This is a genomic window from Prochlorococcus marinus str. MIT 0912, from assembly GCF_027359595.1.
Lineage (GTDB): Bacteria > Cyanobacteriota > Cyanobacteriia > PCC-6307 > Cyanobiaceae > Prochlorococcus_B > Prochlorococcus_B marinus_C.
Map to the genome: position 1 here is coordinate 311,249 of NZ_CP114783.1, position 24,661 is coordinate 335,909.

The 24,661-nt window shown below is 31.7% G+C and carries 17 protein-coding genes; 13 read left to right on the top strand and 4 right to left on the bottom strand.

Annotated features, from left to right (window positions below):
- Window positions 1–71: 71 nt before the first annotated feature.
- Window positions 72–1,670, top strand: a complete 1,599-nt coding sequence (locus O5640_RS01660) for a glucose-6-phosphate isomerase (protein ID WP_269612855.1) — start codon at window positions 72–74, stop codon at window positions 1,668–1,670.
- Between the two features lie 3 nt (window positions 1,671–1,673).
- Here O5640_RS01660 and leuS read toward each other — a convergent pair whose 3' ends face one another.
- The gene (gene leuS, locus O5640_RS01665; protein WP_269612856.1) at window positions 1,674–4,262 is read right to left on the bottom strand and encodes a leucine--tRNA ligase; all 2,589 of its coding nucleotides are present in this window, start codon (window positions 4,260–4,262) and stop codon (window positions 1,674–1,676) included.
- A gap of 135 nt (window positions 4,263–4,397) precedes the next feature.
- Between leuS and dapF the strand changes: the two genes are divergently transcribed.
- Genes dapF through O5640_RS01685 form a run of 4 tightly spaced genes read left to right on the top strand, consistent with a single transcriptional unit; the run spans window position 4,398 to window position 8,311 of the window.
- The gene (gene dapF, locus O5640_RS01670) at window positions 4,398–5,252 is read left to right on the top strand and encodes a diaminopimelate epimerase (RefSeq protein WP_269612858.1); all 855 of its coding nucleotides are present in this window, start codon (window positions 4,398–4,400) and stop codon (window positions 5,250–5,252) included.
- Between the two features lie 12 nt (window positions 5,253–5,264).
- Entirely contained in the window at window positions 5,265–6,446 is a 1,182-nt protein-coding gene (locus tag O5640_RS01675; protein ID WP_269612860.1) for a cysteine desulfurase family protein, read from the top strand.
- 7 nt (window positions 6,447–6,453) lie between these two features.
- Entirely contained in the window at window positions 6,454–7,077 is a 624-nt protein-coding gene (locus O5640_RS01680; protein WP_269612861.1) for a DUF1995 family protein, read from the top strand.
- 4 nt (window positions 7,078–7,081) lie between these two features.
- The gene (locus O5640_RS01685; RefSeq protein ID WP_269612862.1) at window positions 7,082–8,311 is read left to right on the top strand and encodes a D-alanyl-D-alanine carboxypeptidase; all 1,230 of its coding nucleotides are present in this window, start codon (window positions 7,082–7,084) and stop codon (window positions 8,309–8,311) included.
- On the opposite strand, the gene coaD is transcribed toward O5640_RS01685, so the two are convergent.
- Window positions 8,308–8,784: a pantetheine-phosphate adenylyltransferase gene (gene coaD, locus O5640_RS01690; protein WP_269612863.1), complete on the bottom strand. Its 477-nt coding sequence runs from the start codon at window positions 8,782–8,784 to the stop codon at window positions 8,308–8,310. The two genes, O5640_RS01685 and coaD, sit on opposite strands and share 4 nt — an antisense overlap.
- A 67-nt stretch (window positions 8,785–8,851) precedes the next feature.
- On the opposite strand from coaD, the gene O5640_RS01695 reads away from it, so the two are divergent.
- The 4 genes from O5640_RS01695 to O5640_RS01710 all read left to right on the top strand — a co-directional run bounded on the left by O5640_RS01695 (window position 8,852) and on the right by O5640_RS01710 (window position 12,596).
- Complete coding sequence (locus tag O5640_RS01695; protein WP_269605578.1) at window positions 8,852–9,334, top strand: flavin reductase family protein; 483 nt, start codon at window positions 8,852–8,854, stop codon at window positions 9,332–9,334.
- Window positions 9,335–9,352: 18 nt separating this feature from the next.
- On the top strand, window positions 9,353–11,275 hold the full coding sequence (gene uvrC / locus O5640_RS01700) for an excinuclease ABC subunit UvrC (RefSeq protein WP_269612864.1): 1,923 nt from the start codon (window positions 9,353–9,355) through the stop codon (window positions 11,273–11,275).
- 92 nt (window positions 11,276–11,367) lie between these two features.
- Window positions 11,368–11,931: a protoporphyrinogen oxidase HemJ gene (gene hemJ / locus O5640_RS01705; protein WP_269612866.1), complete on the top strand. Its 564-nt coding sequence runs from the start codon at window positions 11,368–11,370 to the stop codon at window positions 11,929–11,931.
- On the top strand, window positions 11,901–12,596 hold the full coding sequence (locus O5640_RS01710) for a PHP domain-containing protein (RefSeq protein WP_269612867.1): 696 nt from the start codon (window positions 11,901–11,903) through the stop codon (window positions 12,594–12,596). The genes hemJ and O5640_RS01710 overlap by 31 nt, the downstream gene beginning before the upstream one ends.
- Before the next feature lie 5 nt (window positions 12,597–12,601).
- On the opposite strand, the gene cobN is transcribed toward O5640_RS01710, so the two are convergent.
- Entirely contained in the window at window positions 12,602–16,375 is a 3,774-nt protein-coding gene (gene cobN, locus O5640_RS01715; RefSeq protein WP_269612868.1) for a cobaltochelatase subunit CobN, read from the bottom strand.
- 71 nt (window positions 16,376–16,446) lie between these two features.
- On the opposite strand from cobN, the gene O5640_RS01720 reads away from it, so the two are divergent.
- Together O5640_RS01720 and metH are read left to right on the top strand one after the other, a co-directional pair.
- The gene (locus O5640_RS01720) at window positions 16,447–17,361 is read left to right on the top strand and encodes a branched-chain amino acid transaminase (protein ID WP_269612869.1); all 915 of its coding nucleotides are present in this window, start codon (window positions 16,447–16,449) and stop codon (window positions 17,359–17,361) included.
- A gap of 62 nt (window positions 17,362–17,423) precedes the next feature.
- Window positions 17,424–20,972 carry a methionine synthase gene (metH, locus tag O5640_RS01725; protein WP_269612870.1) on the top strand — a complete coding sequence of 1,183 codons (3,549 nt, stop codon included), beginning with the start codon at window positions 17,424–17,426 and terminating at the stop codon, window positions 20,970–20,972.
- Window positions 20,973–21,005: 33 nt separating this feature from the next.
- On the opposite strand, the gene O5640_RS01730 is transcribed toward metH, so the two are convergent.
- Window positions 21,006–21,233 (bottom strand): hypothetical protein, encoded by a 228-nt coding sequence (locus O5640_RS01730; protein ID WP_269613777.1) that lies wholly within the window; start codon window positions 21,231–21,233, stop codon window positions 21,006–21,008.
- 517 nt (window positions 21,234–21,750) lie between these two features.
- Between O5640_RS01730 and O5640_RS01735 the strand changes: the two genes are divergently transcribed.
- Window positions 21,751–22,587 carry an ATP adenylyltransferase gene (locus O5640_RS01735; RefSeq protein WP_269612871.1) on the top strand — a complete coding sequence of 279 codons (837 nt, stop codon included), beginning with the start codon at window positions 21,751–21,753 and terminating at the stop codon, window positions 22,585–22,587.
- Between the two features lie 368 nt (window positions 22,588–22,955).
- On the top strand, window positions 22,956–24,014 hold the full coding sequence (locus tag O5640_RS01740; RefSeq protein WP_269612872.1) for a molecular chaperone DnaJ: 1,059 nt from the start codon (window positions 22,956–22,958) through the stop codon (window positions 24,012–24,014).
- The last annotated feature ends 647 nt before the right edge of the window (window positions 24,015–24,661 follow it).

The following is a 24,661-nucleotide window of genomic DNA, read 5'->3' on the forward strand; positions in this document are numbered from 1 at the left end:
AATTTGTTTGACGGTCCTCATTTGAGAATACCTGCTAACAGAACTCATTAAGGAGTATTCTTTTATTAATAATGGCAATAACTAACATCTTCCAGATGAATAACAACGATAAATGGATAAGGTACTGCGACCTTTTATTTAGCGATGATTCATTAGGTTTTTGGCTAGATATAAGCAGAATGGATGTCGAGAAGAGCGATTTTGAAAAATTTAAGGACATTTATTCCAACGCTTTTGATTCTGTAGAAAGTCTAGAGAATGGATCCATAGCAAATATTGATGAAGGTAGGCAAGTTGGACATTACTGGCTTCGAAATCCGAAGATTGCTCCAACTCAAGAAATTTCAGACTCTATCACCAAAGAAATTCAAGACATTTCAAAGTTTGGGGCATCAATATTAAATGGTGAAATAACTAACAGCGTTGGGAAAAAATATACAGATGTTTTTTGGATAGGTATAGGTGGTAGTGGTTTAGGTCCCTTACTTATTAAAGAGTCCTTTAAGAGAGAGTCAATAGGATTGAATCTACATTTTCTAGACAATGTAGATCCCGAGGGCATTTCACATAAATTAAATTCCATTCTTCCTACTATTGAAACTACATTGTTTGTAGTTGTTAGTAAATCAGGTGGCACTCCGGAACCTTTGATAGGAATGGAGCAAGCCATGAAGTTTGTCCAAGATAACAACCAGAATTGGTCATCTCGAGCTATAGCAATTACATCAAAAGGGAGTAAGTTAGATGTCTTAGCCGCTAACGAAAATTGGTTAGATATTTTTGATTTACCTGATTGGGTTGGTGGAAGGACAAGTATTACTGGTGCTGTTGGATTATTACCTGCCGCTCTAATTGGCGCTGACATAAACAAGTTTTTAGATGGAGCATCTCAAATGGATGTTTTAACAAGAGAAAAAGACATTAAAAATAATCCAGCAGCACTTTTATCCTTAGCTTGGTACAAATCAGGAAAAGGAAAAGGGTTAAGAGATATGGTTGTACTTCCTTATAGAGACAGATTAGAAGTTTTTAGTAGATATCTTCAACAACTTGTGATGGAATCCTTAGGCAAGAAGTTAGATAGAGATGGAAATCAAGTTAATCAAGGTATCGCAGTTTATGGAAATAAAGGTTCTACCGATCAGCATGCATATGTGCAGCAATTAAGAGATGGTGTTGACAATTTCTTTGTTAATTTTATTGAGATTCTTCACGATCCATCTGAAATAGTAGAAGTAAAAAATAAACGACCAGGAGACTATTTATCAGGCTTTCTTCAAGGAACTCGATCAGCATTGACTGAAGGTGGAAGACAGAATTTGACAATCACATTTAAATCATTTGATGAATCAAGTCTTGGGGCTTTAATTGCTTTATTTGAGCGAGCAGTAAGTCTATATGCAGAATTGATTAATGTTAATTCTTACAATCAACCCGGTGTTGAAGCTGGGAAAAAAGCAGCTACAAACATTATTAATCTCCAAAAAGAAATTGAAGAACTGTTGGAGGATGGAAAGGAAAGAACTTTAAGTCAAATTAATGATGCATTGTCTACTGACTCAACTGAGTCAATTTATTTAATTCTGAGAAAACTTTCAGAAAATTCTGAACGTTATTCTATGAATGGAAATCAATCAAATCCAGATCAATTAATTATTACGAAAAATTGATTTCTAAATAACTATATTCACTAATTTATTTGGAACAACAATTATTCGTTTTGGTTCTTTTTCATTTATCCATTTCTGAGCTGCCTCACTTTTAATAGCTATATCCCCTAATTCGTCTTTAGATAGATTTTTATTAGCATCTATTGATCCTCTAACTTTTCCATTGATTTGAATCATAAGTTTGAAAGTATCTTGTTCAATTGCACCTTCATCGAATTTTGGCCATGACTGAAGATGAATACTTTGAGTATTTCCGATTGTCTTCCAAAGCTCCTCTGCAATATGAGGAGAAAATGGAGAAGTTATTTTAACTAATATTGAAATTACATAAGTGAGAGTTTCATTATTACAGTTATTTACTATTGAGCTTAGGCCATTCACAGCTTTCATAAGTTCAGAAATTGCTGTATTAAATTGAAGATTGTCCAGATCATCAGTAATTTCTTTGATAGCAATATTAATTATACGTAAAGCCTCTTTATCTTTTGACTTTTTACCTTCTATATTTAATCTAGACTTACACTTTGTTAGTTCTAAAGTATTAATAACAAATTTCCAGAGTCTCTGTATAAATCGATATTGCCCTTCAACATCTGAGTCATCCCATTCTAAATCTTTTTCAGGAGGAGCTTTAAAAAGAATAAACATTCTAGCTGTATCTGCACCATATTTATCTATGACTAATGATGGGTCTACTCCATTATATTTAGACTTTGACATCTTTTCATAGATGATTTCTATTTTTTCTCCAGTAATAGGATCTTTAGGCTCATCAATATCTTTAATTTGATCTTTTGAAAAATATTTATTATTATTTGGATTTTTAAAAGTAATAGCTTGAACCATTCCCTGAGTTAATAGTTTCTTAAAGGGTTCATCAATATTTAATAATCCACAGCTTTTTAGTGCTTTGGTTAAAAATCTTGAATAAAGTAAATGAAGTATTGCGTGCTCAATACCTCCAACGTATTGTTTAACAGGTAGCCATTTATCTATTTCACTTTTTATAAACGGATTTTCCTTATTTTCAGGGTTTATATATCTTAAAAAGTACCAAGATGAACACATAAAAGTGTCCATTGTGTCAGTTTCTCTTTTTGCTTCAATTCCACATTTAGGGCAACAAGTATTTATCCATTCTGTTTTTGTGGTTAAAGGTGATTTTCCTTTACCAGTTAATTTAATATCAACAGGTAGAGAAACAGGAAGATCCTCGTCTGGGACTCTTACCTGTCCACACTTCTTACAATTAATTATCGGAATCGGGCATCCCCAATATCGTTGTCTAGATATAAGCCAATCCCTTAACTTATACGTTATTTTTGGTTTTGCCCAATTAGAATTAGATCCTAATTCAAGTATTTTAGTTTTTGCAATATCAGACTCAATTCCATTAAATGTATTTGAATTGATCATGATTCCCTTATCTACGTACTCAGCATTTAAATAACTTTCATCCTCATCATTATTTGGTCTTATGACATAATTAATTGGTAAATCATATGACTTAGCAAACTTATAATCTCTACTATCATGAGCGGGAACACCCATGACAGCACCAGTGCCATATTCCATAATCACATAATCACCAATCCAAACAGGTATCTCTTTATTATTTGCTGGATTAATTGCATTTACTCCTAAATACATTCCAAGTTTTTTTCTACTATCTGAATTACGTTCTAGATCACTTAGCTTTTCTTGATCTTTTCTAAATTCTTTTAATTGATCAATATCTTTATTGTTTATTAATTGATCAATTAATGGATGATTTGATGCTAAGACAAGATAACTTACTCCATAGACTGTATCGATTCTTGTAGTGAAAGCTGTTATTTTTTGGTTATGATTTTTGATATCAAATGTTATTTCTGCACCTATTGATTTACCAATCCAATTTTTTTGCATAACCCTTACTCTTTCTGGCCAGTCTTTAAGCTTAACTAAATCCTTATTTAGATCTTCGGCAAAACTTGTAATACTTAAAAACCACTGGTTTAATTCCTTTTTCTCAACTTTAGCTCCAGATCTCCAAGATTTACCTTCTGCATCTACTTGTTCATTTGCAAGAACAGTTTGATCAATTGGATCCCAATTTACTGTTGCTTTTTTTTGATAGGCAAGATTATTTTTATGTAATTGATTAAATATATATTGAGTCCATTTATAATAATCTTCTTTGCAAGTAGTAACTTCTTTAGTCCAATCTATTGATAATCCAAGTCGATCTAATTGATCTTTCATCTGTGAAATATTTTTATCTGTCCAGGTAGATGGACTTGTCTCTCTCTCTATTGCTGCATTTTCAGCCGGTAAACCGAAGGCATCCCATCCCATTGGATGAAGAACGTTATAACCTTGCATCCTTTTATATCTAGCCAGTACATCTGTAATGACATAATTCCTCACGTGCCCCATATGTAAAGAACCGGAAGGGTATGGGAACATTGACAAGGCATAAAAGGTGTTGTCTTTGTTTACCTCAGTATTTGTTCTATAGAGCCCTTGATTAGCCCACTCTTTTTGCCAATAAGCTTCTATTTCACGAGGCTCGTAACGCTGGTCAATAATCTCTGAAGTAGTATTATTCAAGGAAGATCTCCTTCAGTAGTTGATTTGCCAATCAGATAATGTTCTCATAAATTGATGCCCAATATGCGAATAGTTCTGAAATTACTACTCAGAATGCTTTATTTTCTAAAAACATAGTTAAACAAAATTTAAATCATGAAAAATAATTTCTCAAAATATCAAGGCCTTGGTAACGATTTTATTATATTTGATGGACGTGGTAATAACTTAGATAATTTATTTACTGTCAATAAAGATAACATTATAGAACATCTATGTAATAGGAACTTTGGCATCGGGGCTGATGGAATTATTCTTATATTAGAGTCTAAAAATAAATGTTTTGTGAAAATGAGGATATTTAATTCTGATGGTTCTGAACCAGAAATGTGTGGCAACGGTATAAGATGTTTGATAGCTTTTTTAAACGACAATAATGAAATTAATGATAAGTCTGAGATACAAATTGAAACTAAGGCCGGTCTGATTATTACCTCTATTAGTGGTAATGAAAATATTAAAGTAAATATGGGTGAACCAATCCTCTCTCCTGATGATATACCTACTAAATTGTTAATGAATAATTTAACAGTTCCTAATGGAAAGATTACAATAAATGATCACATTTTAAATGTATATGCTGCTAGTATGGGTAATCCTCATATGATCGTATTTGTTGATAAAATTGAAAATATACCATTTGAAGAGTGGGGAATGTGCCTTGAAAAACACAATACTTTTCCCCATGATACAAATGTTCACTTTGTTGAATTAATTGATAAGTCAAATATCAAAATCAGAGTATGGGAAAGAGGTTGCGGACCCACACTAGCTTGTGGTACAGGAGCTTGTGCGTGTCTGGTAGTAACATCTAAGCTAGGTAAAACTTTAAATACGGCTAACATTTATTTACCAGGTGGCAAATTAGAAATTGAATGGCCCAATCAAACAGGTCCAGTTTTCATGCAGGGACCTGCCTTAAAAGTATTTAGTGGAGAGATAGATATTTAATGAGTTTTCAATATGAATAATATTTATCTCGATTCATCAGCAACTACTCCGCCACATATAGATGTTATTAATATACAAAAGAATATTCAATCTGAATGCTGGGGAAATCCATCAAGTATCCATAAAGTTGGAGTTATTGCAAGAGAGATTTTGGAAAGGTCTAGATTTTCAATAGCTAATAAATTAAAAGCTTCCGTTGACGAAATTTTCTTCACATCTGGAGCAACTGAGTCAAATTATCTTTCTCTTAAAGTTGTATCTAATAATCTTGATAAAGGAAGACTTGTTATTAGTAGCGTTGAACACCCTTCTATTAACTTAATAGCCAATCAATTGCTTAATGATGGCTGGGATATTAAATACTGGCCTGTAAATCGTTATGGAATTATTGATCTAGATTTGTTGGAGGAAATGTTAGCTCCTCCAACAAAATTGGTTTCGATAATCTGGGGCCAAAGTGAGATTGGGTCCGTTCAGCCCATAAATCTCATAGGTATGGAATGTAAAAAACGAAACATATTTTTTCATACTGATGCTACACAGGTCCTCCCTAGCGGTCTTATTGATTGGAGTAAATTAAATGTTGATATGCTTAGTGCCTCTGCGCATAAACTTCAAGGCCCTAAAGGTGTTGGATTATTAATGTTGCGAAGTGGCGTTCGAGATTTATTACTGAACGATCCTTCATATGGATTTAAGAATGGCTCTATAAGATCTGGTACTGAATCAGTTCCCCTTATTGCAGGTTTTTCGACAGCAATTGACCTACTAAATGAATATATAGAAGTTACTGATAATCAAACTTTATTTCCTGAGAATAATGTTTCCAAAATGACTTCTCTTTTAAAAAAAAATCTTGTTAAAAATAAACAACTTACTTTTATTGGTCCTCATAAAGAACGACTGCCGAATAATCTTTCATTTCTTTGTCATACAAAATCAATGATTCCAATAAGAGGTCGAGAAATTGTTCGACTATTGTCACAACATGGCGTTTATATAAGTAGTGGCAGTGCATGCTCATCATCTAGTCAAGGACCAAATCCCATACTGGTAGCAATTAATGTTGATAAATCACTTCAAGAATCTGGATTAAGAATATCTATTGGTCCTTGGATTTCAAATGATGATATTAACTCGGTTTCAAATATAATATATGAATCATTGCAATCTTTAGAACTTAAAAAACAATGATCATCATATGAAGAATAAGCTACCCTCAGATCTTAGAGAAGCAGAATCAAATGTATATGAATCAATTCAAAGTTATTTTTTAACTAATTCTGAACAATCTTTTCTTTCTATCAATCTTAAATTTGAAGGTTTAAGAATTAATCCAATAATTTTTCGTTTATCTAATAAACTAACTGAAATTAAATTTGATAATATTTTATTGTGGGCTGATGCTGGTGGAGCGGCTCTTGCTAAAAGAGATAATCCAGAATTGGCCAATAAGATTTTTACATTTAAGGAGTTTATTAATTCTACAGATTCGTTAAATTCAGTCTTATTAGTCTGTTCTCCTCAACCATATGATATCGAGATGTTTGAGCAAGTATGTTCTCATACTAACTCTACCGTAATTATGATTAATGGTAAGTTGGAAGATCCAATAGTAGGAATCGGAAGTGTCGGTAGGGAAATGAGAAAAAGATTTGCTGAAAAATGGAAAGTACTTTATTTTATTCAACCATTATCTTTGGGCGCATTATTAAAACGATTTCCTAATGATTGGGAGCTTTTTAAATTAAATCCTAATGGATATTCTTATGTTAAATCATTTGATAAACGTCCTGATGACGAGACTATTATTCTAAACTTATAAATTTATGATCAAAAAAATATATATTTATATTGGCTTGATTTTATTATTAGTAAATATAGTTAATGGTAATTTATTTTCATTATTCTCATACATAAGACAAAGGGACAATATTAAAAAGATAAGTCCTGAAAAATTTAATATATGTAAATCTTTGCAAAATAAGTTGGAGGATTATACTTTTAACTTTAATTCCAATATTAGTGTAAGTGTCTTAGACGATTCTGGGGATTTTATTGTAGATATTAATGGAAAAATACCTAGGATACCTGCCTCTAATCAGAAGATTCTGTCTAGTGCTTTTTCTTTAGATAAATTAGGGCCTTCTTATACTCTTAATACATCATTAAAAGAATTAAATGATGGAAGTTTATTCATTGATGCATCTGGGGATCCTGACTTTGATAAAACTCATTTAGAAGAATTAATTAGTGATCTAAATAACAATAACCCTACTTTAAGGCTACCAATAATAATTAACAGCAGTAATAACACAAATTGGTGGCCTTCTAGCTGGTCATATGCCGATAGAAAAGAAGAATATGGAGCACCTATTTCTAAGTACTCAATAGCTAGTAATTCAAGTATTAATGCTTTAAATAATCCTATTAATAATTTTATTAATAAATTAGAAACTGCTCTAAGAAAAAATAATTTGTCTAAAAAATATTTTGTAAAAGTCGTTAATGAAAACAATCCTCATGATTTTATCTCAACAATTAAAGTTATTAATTCTGCCCCTTTATATATCTTGCTAAATCTTGTTAATTCTGAGAGCCACAATTTCACTGCTGAAGTACTTTTCAGACATTCATTAAATGACTGGTCTCATGATTTTCCAAATCTAAAATATAGTAATTGGATAAAAGATCAAAACTTTAATTCTGACAATTTTACCTTTGCAGATGCTAGTGGTTTATCAAGAAAGAATAGAGTAACTACATACGGATTATCTCAGTTTTTGAGAAGAATGAAACTTAATAGATTTGCTGACTATTATTTCTCTTCTTTTTCAATTTTAGGTGTTAGAGGCTCGTTAGCTAATGTAAATGCTCCAGAAAGCCTTAAGGGTAGAATTCTGGCTAAATCTGGAAGACTTAATGATGTTAGATCCGTTTCTGGAATTATATTAGGAGAGGGTAAATTTTTTAGTATTATAGTTAACAATATGGATGACTCGACAAAACATATTATGAAAGTATTATCAATAGTAGATAACACTAAAAATTGTAATTAATTTATATTTAGTGACAAAAGATCATTTGCTATAAACTCAGGAACCATATGACGAATCTCCCCGCCAAATCTTGCGACTTCTTTAACTACAGAACTACTTAAAAAACTGTGATGCGTTTCTGTCGCTAAAAAAATTGTTTCGTATTGATTATTTAATGATCTATTTGTATGAGCAACCTGTAGTTCATATTCAAAATCACTCATAGCTCGTAAGCCTCTTAAAATAAGGTCCGCATTATGTTCACGAGCACAATCCACCGTTAGACCTTTAAAAGCGATTGTTCTACAACCTGGTATCTCTTTGGTAGCATTTTTAATCTGCTCTATTCTTCTCTCGCAAGTAAAAGTTGCCTTTTTTGAGGGATTTTCTAATACTGCAATGAGAACTTCTCCAAATAAATCACTTCCCCTTTGAATTAGATCAAGGTGTCCAAACGTTAATGGGTCGAAACTACCGGGATAAAGCGCCTTCATGGTTTTTTATCTTTAAAAAAGTCCATTTCTTTCATAGAATCTAATATCTATAAACGTATCAAAGCGCATGACTCTTAATCAGGATGCCAAAAAAGTTCTTTTGCGCAAAATCCCTCACGGATTATTTATTTGTGCAGTAAGAGAAGGAGATGAAATAAATGGTTTTACTGCTAGCTGGGTAACACAAGGTTCATTTACACCACCATTAGTTGTTATGGCTGTTCGCGCTGATGGATCAAGTCATGGAATTATTCAGAGAACTAAGATGTTTTCTCTAAATGTTTTGAGAGAAGATCAAAAGGATTTAGCTGCTGTGTTCTTTAAACCACAAAAAGGATTAGGTGGACGATTTGAAGCTTGTAAATTCACTTATGGAGAGTTTGGTATGCCCTTAATCGAAGATGTAATAGGTGGCGTTGAATGTGAAGTTATTTCAGGCGTCGAACACGGCGACCATACAGTCTTTGTCGCTGAAGTAAAGAGTGCAGTATTGAATAAAGATGGATCTGCCTTAAATTTAGCGAGTACAGGTTGGAACTATGGCGGCTAATTTAACGAGAAAAGTTCGGTGGAACTAACGCCGTTAATTAAGGACAAGTCAAGACTCTCGAATTTTTTGAAGGATATACCAAATGATCCTGGTTGTTATTTGATGAAAGATCGTGAGGACAGATTGTTATATGTTGGTAAGTCAAAAAAGTTAAGAAATAGAGTTAGAAGTTATTTTCGAGCAAGTGATGAATTGAGTCCAAGAATATCTTTAATGGTTAGGCAGGTTGTAGATATTGAGTTGATAGTTACTGATACTGAAAGTGAAGCTTTAACTCTAGAATCAAATTTAATAAAATCTAATCAACCATATTTTAATGTTCTATTAAAAGATGATAAGAAATATCCCTATATTTGTATAACTTGGGGTGATAAATATCCAAGAATCTTTTTAACTAGGAAAAGACGTGAAAGACACACAAAGGATAAATATTATGGACCATACGTGGATGTTTATTTACTTAGACAGACGCTATTTAGTATAAAAAAACTGTTTCCTCTTAGGCAAAGAAGAATACCACTTTACAAAGATAGAACGTGTCTTAACTATTCAATTGGAAGATGTCCAGGTGTTTGTCAAGAAGAAATAAGTTCAGAAGATTATAAAAATACATTAAAACGTGTTGAGATGATATTTCAAGGCAGAACAGATGAATTGAGACTACTATTAGAAGAACAGATGAACTACTTATCAGAGTCATTGAAATTCGAACAAGCTGGATCTGTCAGAGATCAGCTAAAGGGAATAGACAGATTATATGAATCTCAAAAGATGATTATTCCTGATTCATCTGTATGCAGAGATATTATCGCATTGGCTTCAGAAGAAAATATAAGTTCTATTCAAATTTTTCAAATGCGATCAGGAAAATTAATTGGAAGGCTTGGTTATTTCTCAGATAATAATAATCTCAGTGCTTCTCAAATACTTCAAAAAGTTGTAGAAAATCATTACTCAAATGTTGATCCTATTGAAATACCTTCGGAAATATTAGTACAAAGTCAATTACAAAATATAGATATAATATCTGATTGGTTAAGTGAATTAAAAAAGCAAAAAGTTAATATTACAATCCCAAAAAGAGCTAAGAAAGCGGAATTTATAAAATTAGTTGAGAAGAATGCAAATATGGAGTTGCAAAGAATAAGACAATCTCATGATAAAAATTTAGTTGAGCTTGACGATTTAACCAACATACTTGACTTAGTAAAAATTCCAAAAAGAATTGAATGTTATGATATTAGTCATATTCAAGGTAGTGATGCTGTCGCTTCTCAGGTAGTATTTATTGATGGTATTGCAGCTAGGCAACATTATAGAAAATATAAAATTAAAAGTTCAAATATAAAACTAGGACATAGTGACGATTTCGAATCAATGGCTGAAGTTATTACTAGGAGATTTAGAAGATGGGCTCGTTATAAAAAAGATGGTGGTGATATAAATGAACTATCAAGTAATGAATCTAGTGTTTTAGATAAGGATAATCTGAATGACTGGCCGGATTTAGTAGTAATAGATGGAGGTAAAGGGCAATTAAGTTCGGTATTAAAGGCTTTAGAGGAGTTGAATCTTGATCAAAATATAAATCTAATATCTTTAGCCAAGAAGAAAGAAGAGATATTTATTCCAAATGTTAAAGAATCATTAGATACTGAGCCCAATCAACCAGGAATGCTTTTGCTAAGAAGACTTAGAGATGAAGCTCATAGGTTTGCAATTACCTTTCACAGACAAAAAAGAAGTCAACGTATGAAACGCTCTCAATTAAATGAGATTCCTGGATTGGGACCACAAAGAATTAAATTATTATTGGAGCATTTTAGATCAATAGAGGCTATACAAATGGCATCTCTTTCCGAACTTTCATCAACGCCAGGCTTAGGATCATCTACTGCTGGTGTTATACGAAATTATTTTCACCCAAATGAAAATAAATAATCTATTTATAAATTATTAACGATACTGGGATAGTTAATCTATATTATAGTAATGTATAGACTGATATGAAAATACGAAACATTTAATAGAATATGAACTTTTCGCCTGAGACATATTTATGGTTTAAATCTTTTCATATTATCGGGGTGGTTGTATGGTTTGCAGGCTTATTTTATTTGGTAAGATTATTTATATATCATGTAGAAGTACAGGATGAGAAAGAAGAAATTAGGGATGTATTTAATAAGCAATATACATTAATGGAGAAAAGGCTGGCTAATATTATAACAACTCCTGGAATGATCTTAGCTGTAATTATGGCATCTGGATTATTATATATGCAGCCTATATATCTTAGTCAAACATGGATGCAGATTAAATTATTGTTTGTAGCTTTTTTACTTATTTATCATTTTTACTGCTATAAAATTATGAATGAATTAACTAATAATAAATATAATTATAGTGGACAACAACTCCGTGCTTTGAATGAGTTGCCGACACTATTATTAGTAGTAGTTGTAATGCTTGTTGTATTTAAAAATCAGTTTCCAACAAGTGCAGCAAGTTGGTTGATATTTGGTTTAATTCTCTTTATGGCTGCAAGTATACAGTTTTATGCTAAATGGAGAAGGAAAAGGAAACAATTCAATTAGTTAGCATGTCTTATATACATTCACCTGAATTAATTAACATAATTAAATCAATTACTAAGAATAGTTGTCCAAATTCTGTTAACTTTCACATGCATTCCACATATAGTGATGGTAGTTTGACTGCTAAGCAAATTTATAACCAAGCGATTGAACTAAATATTGATCATTATGCAATTACAGATCATCATTCAGTTGATGCATATATTGAATTAAGCAAAATTAACGACTCTATATATAAGGAGAGATCAAATTTTCCTAAACTTTGGACAGGTATAGAAATTACTTGTCTATTAAAGGGGTGTTTAGTTCATGTTTTAGGTCTTGGTTTTGATCATAATTCAAAATACTTATTACCTTATGTTGATCATAAGGCTGCTATTGGTAAAGAATTATTAGCTTCGACAGTAGTAGATTCGATTCATAAAGCTAATGGAATTGCCGTTTTAGCTCATCCCGCTAGATATAAACTTCCATTTTATCTCTTGATTAATGAAGCATCAAAACTTGGTTTTGATGCTGTTGAAACTTGGTATAACTATGAAAGAGCATGTAATTGGATCCCATCAGAATATGTATGCGATAAAATATTTGATTGCGCAAACTCTTATTCATTATTATCAACTTGTGGTACCGATAGCCACGGACTATCTCTTCTTAGGCGATAAATAATTTATAAATTATTATTAGAAGTATAGTTTTCAATTTTACTATCTATATCTGATAGTAATTTTTTTATAGATGATATTTCTTCAATAGATGCATTTGTCCAAAGTTTTCTGTTAGATGCTTCTAGTAATCTTTCAGCGATATCTCTTAAAGCCCAAGGATTGTTTTCACTAATAAAATTTTTCGTATTATTATTCATTAACCAATTATTCACTATAGATTGATAACACCAATTAGGAACTAAGTTTGTAGTTGCATCATAAGAGAATAAATAGTCAAGGCTAGCTGACATTTCAAAAGCTCCTTTATATCCATGTTCTTTAATCCCTTCTATCCATTTAGGATTTAATAATCTGCTACGAACGACTTTATCAATTTCTTTTGAGAGTTTATGAATTCTTGGCCTTTGATACCTTGAATTATCTGCAAAATAGGCTTGAGGATTTGTTCCACTAGTTTTTTTAATCGCGGAAATTAATCCACCCTGAAATTGATAGTAATCATCTGAATCAAGTATGTCATGTTCTCTATTGTCCTGACTATGAAGTACTACTTTTACCTTTGATAAATTACTTTCTAATCCATCTTTGTCTCTTATGATTTTACTTGAACCTTCATATCTCCATTTACTCCATTCGATAAAAGCATCAGCGAGTTCTGATTGATTCTCCCAAGATCCACTATTGATTATTTCTTGTAATCCTGCTCCGTATGATCCAGGGGCAGATCCATATATTCTTGATTTTGTATTTCCATTTCTATATGACTCTGCAAGTGGATTATTAGAAGAGGATTCTTTTAAATTCCCAATAAGGTTTTGACCTTTTCGAATTAATTCAATTATCTGTGGGAATGCATCCCTGAATAAACCCGAAATTCTTAATGTTACGTCTACTCTTGGTCTGTTCAATACACTGAGGGGAATAACCTCAACGTCAACTACTCTTCTCAAAGTACCGTCCCATATTGGCCTTAAACCCATGAGAGCAAAAAGCTGACAAATATCTTCTCCACCATTTCTCATTGTTGAAGTACCCCAAATTGAAATAGCAAGGTGTGAAAGGTGTTCACCATTTTCTTGTAGGTAAAGTTCCATTATTTGTTCAGCACTTCTTTTCCCTAAGTCCCAAGCTGTTTCAGTTGGTATTGCTCTTATATCAACCGAAAAGAAATTCTTGCCTGTGGGTAAAACTTCTAATTTCCCTCTTGTAGGAGCCCCAGAAGGACCGCTAGAAATTCTTTTACCGTCTAAAGCCTCGAGAAAATTTGTTTTTTCATTAGCTGAACTATTTAATAGTTTGGGTAAAATATTATTTAGTAAATGATTTATAAAAATATTCGGTTTTTCATGATCTAGGTAATTTAAAATTTTACTATAAAGTTTTACCTTCTTTTTTGATTTATTCTTGTAATTAAGTATTTTAAAACAATGAAACTCTATTATATATTTACCGATTTCATTCAACCAGTCAACTACTTTACCGACTTTCCTTGCTTTAATTTCTGTATAGTATTTAAATAAATCAATGTCAACTTGGTTTAGGTTTTTACTCTCTTCGTCACTCCAAGGGTCTAACGTAAAACCTAAATCTTCTGCTAAACTTTGTGTAAGACCGAGAATATTTCCTGTAGGTACATTAGAAATTGTGAGTGTTAATTCTAATAATTTATCTATACTCTGATTAACTCCAAAAACATGAAGACCAGTTCTTATCTGAGAATTCTTAATTTCACATAAATAACTCTCTGCATTATCTATTAGATCTTGTATAATTAATTTATCTTTTTCTGCTTTTAATTTATTTGATTCAATGCCTGGCCATGAATTTTTAATTAAAAGATCTAGTATCTTTTTTTCTAATAATTCATTTCTATTATCGTTAATTAATTTAGATTCATAATATTCATCAATTAAATTTTCAATTATTAGCAGGTCATTAAAACTACCCGCATGAGATAGTGGTGGGGTTAAGTGATCTATAATGATTGCATGTGTTCTTCTTTTTGCTTGGGAGCCTTCGCCAGGATCATTTACAATAAATGGATATATATTTGGAATAGGAGGACAAAGAATAAATGGGAAACAATTATGACCTAAACCAACCCCTTTTCCTGGTAACCATTCCAAACTTCCATGTTTACCCAGATGTACAACTGCATTTGCTTTAAATGTATTATATAGCCAACAATATTGTGCAATATATTTATGTGTAGGAGGTAAGTCGGGCGAGTGTAAATCAGATAAATTATCGCTCTCATAACCTCTATTTGACTGAATTAAAATTGTTATATTTCCAAAGTTTATTCCATTAATAGGAAATCCAGACTTTTCTAATTGAAAAGAATCAAGTGGGTTTCCCCATCTATTTGATATCTTTTCTTTAACGTTAGATTCGAGTTCTTTCCAATAATTTAAATAATCTTGAATATTTAAATATGATTGAGGTTCATTTGAGTTTGTCTCTTCAGAATTGGTCCTATGATTTAATAGAAGGTTAATTAATTCTTTACTATTATCAGGAATATCTTCGTTTCCTAGATTATATCCCTCGTCTTTAAGCCAGTTCAAAATATTTAATAGGCTTTCAGGTGTATCTAACCCAACTCCATTCGCAATTCTTGAGTCTTTTACTGGGTAGTTTGCTATCACGAGAGCTATCTTTTTATTTGAATTATTCGTTTGTTGTAGATAAGTTAGATTTTTTATATATTTTATGCACCATTCAATATGTTTTTCATATGGCTCTGTTTTATATACAGCAATTGATAATTCATTATCTGTATAAGTAAGGTTTTTAAATGCAACTGGAATTGTACATATTCGACCATCAACTTCTGGTAAAACTACTTGAATTGATAAGTCAATGGGGTTAAGACCTACTGTAGATTCTTTCCACTCAGTTATAGATGAGCTAGATATTAGTAATTGATATACAGGTATATCTAATCTATCCCACAAGTTTTTCTTCACATCATCATGTTTATATTCAACTGATGAAAATGAGGTTGTAGTTATTATTGCTTTTATGTTCTCTTTCTCTAATAAACTTATGATTTGATTCTCTATATTTTTAGATTTAAAACTTGTAATCCATATTATTTTGGCATTTAAGTTGTATTTATTAGATATATCATTTATTTTATCAGCTAACTCTGTATTACCCGATTGTAAAAGTGATTTATAGAGAAATATGGCAATAGATGGATTATCATTATTTTTCCATTTCCATTTTATTAACTCATGATGATATTCAATTAAATCTGTATTTAAATTAATTTCTTCAACATCAATTATTTTCTCTAAGGTTTGAAGCATATAATTATAGTTTTTTATACCTCCTTGATTTAACAGTGTTTGAAATAAATCAACTTTCTCTTGATTTAAGCTACTAATTTCTTGAACATCATTTGCTGTACTTTCAATTCCAGAGACTACTATCAGATGTCTATTTGGTTTCTCTAATTGCCATAAACCTAATTGTTCAAAGCCATAAGACCAGTATGATCTTGACCCTAAAAACCTAACAAGAATAATTTCAGCTGTTTTACATGTATTAGTTATATAATGATCAATTGATGCATTTGAAGATAAATAAGCTATAGGTAATGCTCTTATTTTATTTTTCCAGTTATTATTGTCAGGGAGCTTTAATACTGTAGATAAACAGGTTATATCAGATGTAGCGCTAGTTAGGAAGATAACTGGAGCTGATGGCTGTTCGATAAATGTATTTTCTTCTTGAGGTTCATTCCCTGGAAGGGTGGAAATTCTATGCATTCATTTATTATGTGTAATAAGAGCAGTAAAAACTGAAATGCTGATTGTTTTCATCTTAGCTGGAACTAATAATGCATAATTTTCTTCCATTTGCTTGGTTTGAAGGGCAATGTATCCCATTTAATGAGGCGAAGCTATCTATAGCTACTCATGCACTTCATTATGGAACTGCAGCTTTTGGAGGAATGCGGGCTATTCCAGATCCAAATAATAGTAAATCATTTTTATTATTTAGAGCAGACAAACACGCAAAAAGATTATGTCAAAGTGCTAGATTTTTGATGACTGAATTAGATGAGGATTTTGTATTAAAGTCTCTTGAAACATTTCTTGTTAAAAACAAACCGACTCAACCTGTATACATCAGACCATTTGTATATACTAGTGACTTAGGAATTGCACCAAGGTTACATAATATAGAAACTAATTTCTTTATTTATGGAATAGAACTAGGTGATTATCTATCACCTGATGGGGTTACTTGTCGCGTTAGTAGCTGGACTCGTCAGCAAGATAACTCACTTCCATTAAGAGGAAAAATTAGTGGAGCTTATATCACTAGCTCCTTAGCCAAAACTGAAGCAGTAAAAAGTGGATTTGATGAAGCACTATTATTAAATAGTCAAGGAAAAATAAGTGAAGCCAGTGGGATGAACATTTTTATAGTACGTAATGGTGAACTAATTACACCTGGTGTTGATCAAGATATTCTTGAAGGAATAACTCGTTCAAGTGTTATAGAACTGGCAAAAGAAGATGGTTTGAAAGTTATTGAAAGACCAGTTGATAAAACAGAATTGTTTATATCTGATGAAGTATTCCTAACAGGAACGGCGGCAAAAATTACTCCTATAAAAATGATTGAAACTACATCAATGAGCAAAGATATGCCAATAATGAATTCATTAAGAACGAAGTTGACTAAAATTACAGAAGGTTTAGTTCCAGAATATGAACATTGGGTTAAACGTGTACATATAGATTAAAATAAGATTATCTAACTTTTTAAATTAATGATTTTCATTTTTATAAGTTAAATATATAATATATGACTGATTTTTTAGGCTATCTCAACTCTGAAAAAAGACCTATATTAGTCTTTGATGGCGCTACCGGCACGTCTCTGCAAGATCAACAACTTAATGCAGATGACTATGGCGGAGCTTCATTAGAAGGTTGTAATGAAAACCTTGTATTGACATCAGTCTCCAGCGTCGAAAAAGTACATGAATCATTTTTAAATGCAGGTTGTGATGTAATCGAAACAAATACATTTGGTGCTACTTCAATTGTTCTAGATGAATATGGAATTGGTAATAAAGCTTATGAGATCAATTTAAAAGCAGCACAAATAGCAAGGAATGTTGTAAATAAATATCAATCAGATGAAAAACCACGATTTGTAGCTGGATCTATTGGACCAACAACCAAGCTACCAACCCTAGGTCATATCAGTTTTGATGAGCTAAAAAATTCTTATCTTGAGCAAGCTAAAGCTCTAATTGAAGGTGGAATTGATCTTTTTATTATTGAAACTTGCCAAGATGTCCTTCAAATCAAGGCTGCTCTGCAAAGCGTAAATGAAGCTATTGGTTCTGGAAAGAGAATTCCATTAATGGTGTCGGTAACCATGGAAACCACCGGCCAGATGCTTATTGGTAGTGATATTTCTTCTATTACAACAATACTGGAGCCATTTAACATTGATATTTTGGGTCTTAATTGTGCAACTGGCCCGGAAGAAATGAAAGATCATATTAAATATTTATCGCAACATTCACCATTTCATATAAGTTGTATACCAAATGCAGGACTTCCAGAGAATGTAGGTGGCAAGGCTCATTATCGATTAACTCCAATGGAACTTAAGTTCCAACTTAGTCATTTTATTAATGATTTAGGAGTTCAATTAATTGGAGGTTGTTGTGGAACTAGACCGGAACATATTAAGCAACTTTCAGATTTATCTAAAGAGCTTTTATCTTCTGAGCAAAGATTGGATACTCTTTTAAAAGAAAGATCTATAATTCCAGCTGCATCATCAATATATGAGTCTATTCCGTATGTGCAAGATAACTCTTTCTTGATCGTAGGTGAGAGATTAAATGCTAGTGGATCTAAAAAAGTAAGAGAACTCCTAAACGATGAGGATTGGGACGGACTTGTTGGAATTGCAAAATCTCAACTGAAGGAAAATGCTCATGTTTTAGATGTAAATGTAGATTTTGTTGGAAGAAATGGGATCGAAGATATGTCTATGTTAGTCAAAAGACTTGTTAATAATATTAATTTGCCTTTAATGCTTGATTCAACAGATTATGAAAAAATGGAGAGTGGGTTAAAGCATGCTGGCGGAAAATGTATTTTAAATTCTACTAATTATGAGGATGGACCAGATAGATTCTATAAAGTAATTGATCTTGCTAAACGATACGGGTCAGCTGTCGTAATTGGAACAATTGACGAAGATGGAATGGCTAGATCTGCTGATAAAAAAGCAGAAATAGCAACAAGAGCATATAAGGATGCGACTGACTCTGGATTAAAATCTTATGAACTTTTTTATGATCCGTTAGCATTACCTATCTCAACAGGATTAGAAGAAGATAGAAAGAATGGTTTAGAAACTATAAAAGCAATTAAGTTAATAAAAGATAAATATCCAGAAGTTCATTTAATCCTTGGAATTTCAAATGTAAGTTTTGGTTTATCTCCTAGTGCAAGAATTGTTCTTAATTCTATCTTTCTTAATGAAGCAATTAAGGCCGGTCTTGATTCTGCAATTGTTTCTCCTTCCAAGATTTTACCTCTAAACAAAATAAGTCAAGAAGAGATAAAAATTTGTATGGATCTTATTTATGATAGAAGAATATTTGAAAATAAAGTATGCACATATGATCCTTTAACAACCTTAACTAGTTATTTCGATGATTCAAAGACACTTTTAAATAAAAGTACAAATAATGATGATATTAAATTACCAATAGAAGAAAAACTAAAGAATCATATTATTGATGGTGAAAAAACTAATTTACATTCAAATCTTGATTTCGCATTAAAGAAATATAAACCTTTGGTAATAATTAATGAATATTTATTAGATGGCATGAAAGTAGTTGGTGAATTATTTGGGTCGGGGCAAATGCAATTACCCTTTGTTCTCCAATCAGCGGAAACAATGAAATTTGCTGTTTCATATTTAGAGGATTTTATGGATAAATCTGAGGTTAATCAATCAAAAGGAAAATTTATTATCGCTACAGTTAAGGGTGATGTTCATGATATTGGCAAAAATCTAGTAGATATAATTTTATCTAACAACGGTTATGAAGTTATTAATTTAGGAATTAAGCAAGAAGTCAATTCAATAATTAATGCTCAGAAAGAGCATAACGCTGATTGTATTGCCATGAGTGGACTACTAGTTAAATCAACTGCATTTATGAAAGATAATCTTAAAGCATTAAATGAAGAAGATATATCTGTGCCTATTATTCTTGGTGGAGCAGCTCTGACTCCAAAATTTGTTAATCAAGATTGTGCAAGTGTTTATAAAGGGAAGGTTATTTACGGTAAAGATGCTTTTACAGATTTAAAATTTATGGATTCATATATGAAAGCAAAAGAATTAAATAACTGGGATAATTTCTCAGGTTTTAAAGAAGGTGCTCCCGAGGGGATTACTATTGGTAATTATAAAAATACAAATATTGATCAAGAAATTAATATCAACAAAATCAAAGAAAGGCCTATTGAGGATAAATCAAGATCAAAAAATATTCCTCAAATAGATCCTATTAAACCACCATTCATAGGGCCAAAGTTTTTATTAGAAAAAGATATAGATATAACTAAGGTTTTTAATTTCTTAGATCGTAATGCTTTATTTGCAGGGCAATGGCAAATGAAACGTTCCAAGGAGATGTCTGCCTCAGATTATAAGGACTTTTTACTAAAGAAGGCCGAGCCGAAGTTAGATTACTGGATAAATAAAATAATCAATGAAAAGCTTATTAATCCATCATTAGTCTATGGCTATTTTCCTTGTGGCAGAGATGGTAATAATTTAAAAGTATATGATAAAGATCACCAAAGTCTTTTAGGCGATTTTTTATTACCTAGGCAAAGATCTGGTAAAAGATTTTGTATAGCAGATTTTTATAATGATTTAAATAACAATCAGCCTACAGATTATTTGCCAATGCAAGCTGTAACAATGGGAGAATCAGCTAGTGAATATTCCCATAAATTATTTAGTCAGGATTCATACTCAGATTATCTATTCTTTCATGGTTTGACAGTACAGCTGGCGGAAGCACTTGCTGAATATATACATTCTGTTATTAGGATTGAATGTGGATTTAAAGACTGTGAACCAGATAATATAAAAGATATCTTAGATGTTAAATATCGAGGTTGCCGTTATTCTTTTGGCTACCCAGCTTGTCCTGAAGTTTCTGATTCTAGAAAACAATTGTTATGGCTTGATGCTGATAAAATTAATATCTCTATGGATGAAAGTGAGCAGCTCCATCCCGAACAAAGTACAACAGCTATTGTTGCATTACATCCAGTAGCTAAATACTTTGGAATCTAAATATGTTCCGTAATTTATATATTGATTTGAAAATTAGTTATTCATTTCATCAATAGTTTCTAATACTTCCATCTGAAACTCAGCCATTGATTCTGAGTCACTTAAATCAATGCCCTCTCCGGCTGCATTTTGTGTTAATTCCTGAAAGTGGAAAGCACCCTCACCAGTTGCCAAAAATTCCATGGCAGATGGTTCACCGCTCTCGCGAAACGCTTCGCATAGAGCTAAAAAAGCTTCGTCTTCAGAAAAGTCCCAATCCATTGAGGACACATTACTGAATGAGGTTTTAACTCTTTGCCCCCTGCTTTCGTCAACCTTATATGCCAAAAATCTGAAACTATTTTGCAAATTGATAAATTTCAATTTTCAAGTAATGTCTAAAAACCCAACCATTGCAACCGATCTCGAGAGTTTACTGAGTTGATTGCTAATTCATGACTTTAAGCTTTTATTATTTATAAAATTCATAAATAGGTTTTTTAATAGAAAAAATTTTTTTCAATAAGCAAAAAGATCGTGCAGTCAATCAAGCCGTCTCTAGAAGCCCGCAAATCGACCCTAGAGCGCCGAATCAATTGCCTGCATGCAATTGACCATTCATGTGTTTGTCGGCTTATAAGGCATAAATTCCAAGACGCCTAGAATATTTGCTACGTTCATTCAGCTATTAAAGTAAAGTTATCGATTAGCAATAGGTTAATAAGCTTTTATTTAAATTTTAAATTTGTAGATTATTAATTATATAATCTATAAATATATTTATACAGGTCTATTTGAGGTGAAGAGCCAATCTATATGGTCAAGAGCTCTGAAAATTAGTAGAAAAGCTGTTAATTGTGGAGCCGTAATTCCTCTGAATACTATAAAATATAAATCGAGTGAAGAATGTTGTGATTTTGAACTTCGTTTTCTAAAAAGTCCAATACCTAAGTATTTAATAGAATATGGTCCAAAACGAAATCCATTTATCCCTTGGGATTCTAGACTAGAAATACAGCCAATAAATGATAAACATACATTAATATTAAATAAATATCCAGTACAAATAGGGCATATGTTATTAATAACTAATACCTGGAAGCCACAAAACGGCTGGTTAAATAAAGATGATTTTGAAGCTATTCAAAATGTTGATAGTGATACCACAGGTTTATGGTTCTTTAACAGTAGTAAAGAGGCTGGAGCCAGTCAGCCTCATAGACATTTTCAATTATTACCAAGACGCTATAATGAGAGTATTTGTCCTAGATTTGATTGGTTTTGCTCATTACTAAATAACACAAAGGGGACTAACTCTGAAATATCTCATTGTATTTCAATTAGACAAAGGAGTAAAAACAAAAAATCAAGTGACTACGATTTATTCGGCTCATATAAATCTATGATAGATGAAATGAATTTAGGTGATATTGATATAATTAATAAACCATTAAAACCATATAATTTACTTATAACATCTGAGTGGATTGCTCTTATAACACGCAAAACTGATAAATCAAACGGGTTTAGTATAAATGCGCTTGGTTTCGCTGGTTATTTTCTTGGAACAAAAAGATCAGATGTTGATACTCTTATTAAATTTGGCCCAGAAAAGATATTAAAAGATGTAATTTAAGAAGCAGCTTAAGGTTAATTAGCTTTCTACACTAGGAGTGGGTGAATTCATTTGTTCTTCAAGCTTTGATATTGATGCTGTGATAGCGGCAAGCTTTCTCTCATAAGATTCTTTGACGGATATTAAAAAATTTAATTTTCTAGCTTGAAAAAATTTTTTTCTTTCACTCCAGTTTTTGGAAGATTCGCAGAAGTTCATTTCTGATTTACATTTGATTCACTCGCAAATAATACTTAATAATATTGATCTATGTGGCCATAATTTAATATTAAGATAATATTAGAATATTTTTGCATATTATGTAATTAGAGATTAATTATATAAATTCAAGGCTAAATGTGTGTTGAGAATAAAAAGACCATTAATATGTGACTAGATATAAGGATCATGTGACGGAAGGGGAAGGCAAGGAAGTTAAGAGAATTTCAATTGATTTACCAATTGATCTAGTTGATGGCGTCGATCGACTTCGCAAAGAGTGGGGATTTAGAGCTAGAGGACTAGTTTTCGAGAGATTATTAGAGGTTATTTTATCTAACGATTTAGATGATGAGATAATTGAAGATAAACAATTAGATTTTAATCATAATAGCAATAATGATTCTTCAACTCCTCAAAACGGAATAGACAATAGTAACCAGGAAGAAAAAGCACTTGTGATAGTTGGTAATAAGAATATTGAAATAAAAAATGTTGCTGTCAATGAAGTCAAAGCTAATAATGTTGTTACTAATAAAAAAGATACTGTCTCCACAGGCATTGAATTACCAGGTTTTATTAGAAAACAAACTACCAATCTAAAGAGAAGTTTGAGTAAAGATAAGACTTATAAAAATATGGAAGATACCTCAATTACCACTATTGATATTGATGATCTATTAAAGGCGAAAGATGCTGCAGAAAAACATTGGATTTATCTATACGGGCAAAAACCTACTGAAAGTGTGATTGAGGCATCAATGATATGGCTTGCTAGAGATATCTGGCCGAATGTAGATGGTACGGAAAGCATACCTTTCACTTGGAATGCTGCCTGTAAAATGCTTAATTCCTATTGCGTTGAATGGAAAATAGACTCGGTAACATTTGATGATGTGGTGATATTGGCAGGTGCTCTTGAAGACCCTTTTTCAACTAAAAACCTAAGAAGTAGAATACCAACTCTCATTCGTAGATTCGTTAATAAATTCAAACGTAGTCAAAATGTGACTTCATTCCAAACGCTTGAGTCTACGATGACTGTTCATGGTGCTCTCAAGTTATTGGGTTTACCAACTAAGGCCGGATCATCATTAACACTTTCTTTTATTAGAGATGCTTATAAAGAAAAAGCTCTTTCCAATCATCCTGATGCTGGAGGATCAAACGAAACCATGAGGAAACTGAACGAGGCTTATCAATTACTCAAGGATTTATACAAGAATTAAGATTTCTCAAGTGTCTTACATGAGTCGAGTGACTAGTCTAGAAGCAAGACTCGTAAAAGATGGGATAGATTTAATTTGGGCAAAGTAATCTTTCATTAATAAACCAACTAATCGGACAATAATAGACCCGTTAAATCTAAATATTATTAATGCTTTTTTTGTACAAAAAAATATATTAAAGTCATAAGAAGTCATCATTCACATATTTAAATGCATAAAAATTGGCTTTTATTATTGGCGGTTTGGTGAGTTATCTTCGTTTTTGATGTAGCTAGACTCGATTTATGTCCATCTTTTGTCCATTAATTTATTTGATCATATAATCCTATGGTATAAAAGCGATTACAAGTCTGCATAACTGCTTTATAGACAGTTATGCATTTTCAAAATGTAAATACATATAGTATTCCAAACAACGAGAGATTATTTCGTAAATCGTTAAAAACATTGTTCTCAATCGTCTACTATGAGTCTCTTGAAGAGTCTCTTCTGTATACTCATATGAGACTAAGAAGACACGCTTTTTCGGTTCGTTTTGGTTTTCGCATTCACTTCGACAACAGCTTTTAGCGTTATTGATTTACAAGCGATATTTTATGCAAAACAAATAAATCCAATAACTCAATAAGTATTCATCGATTTAGAAA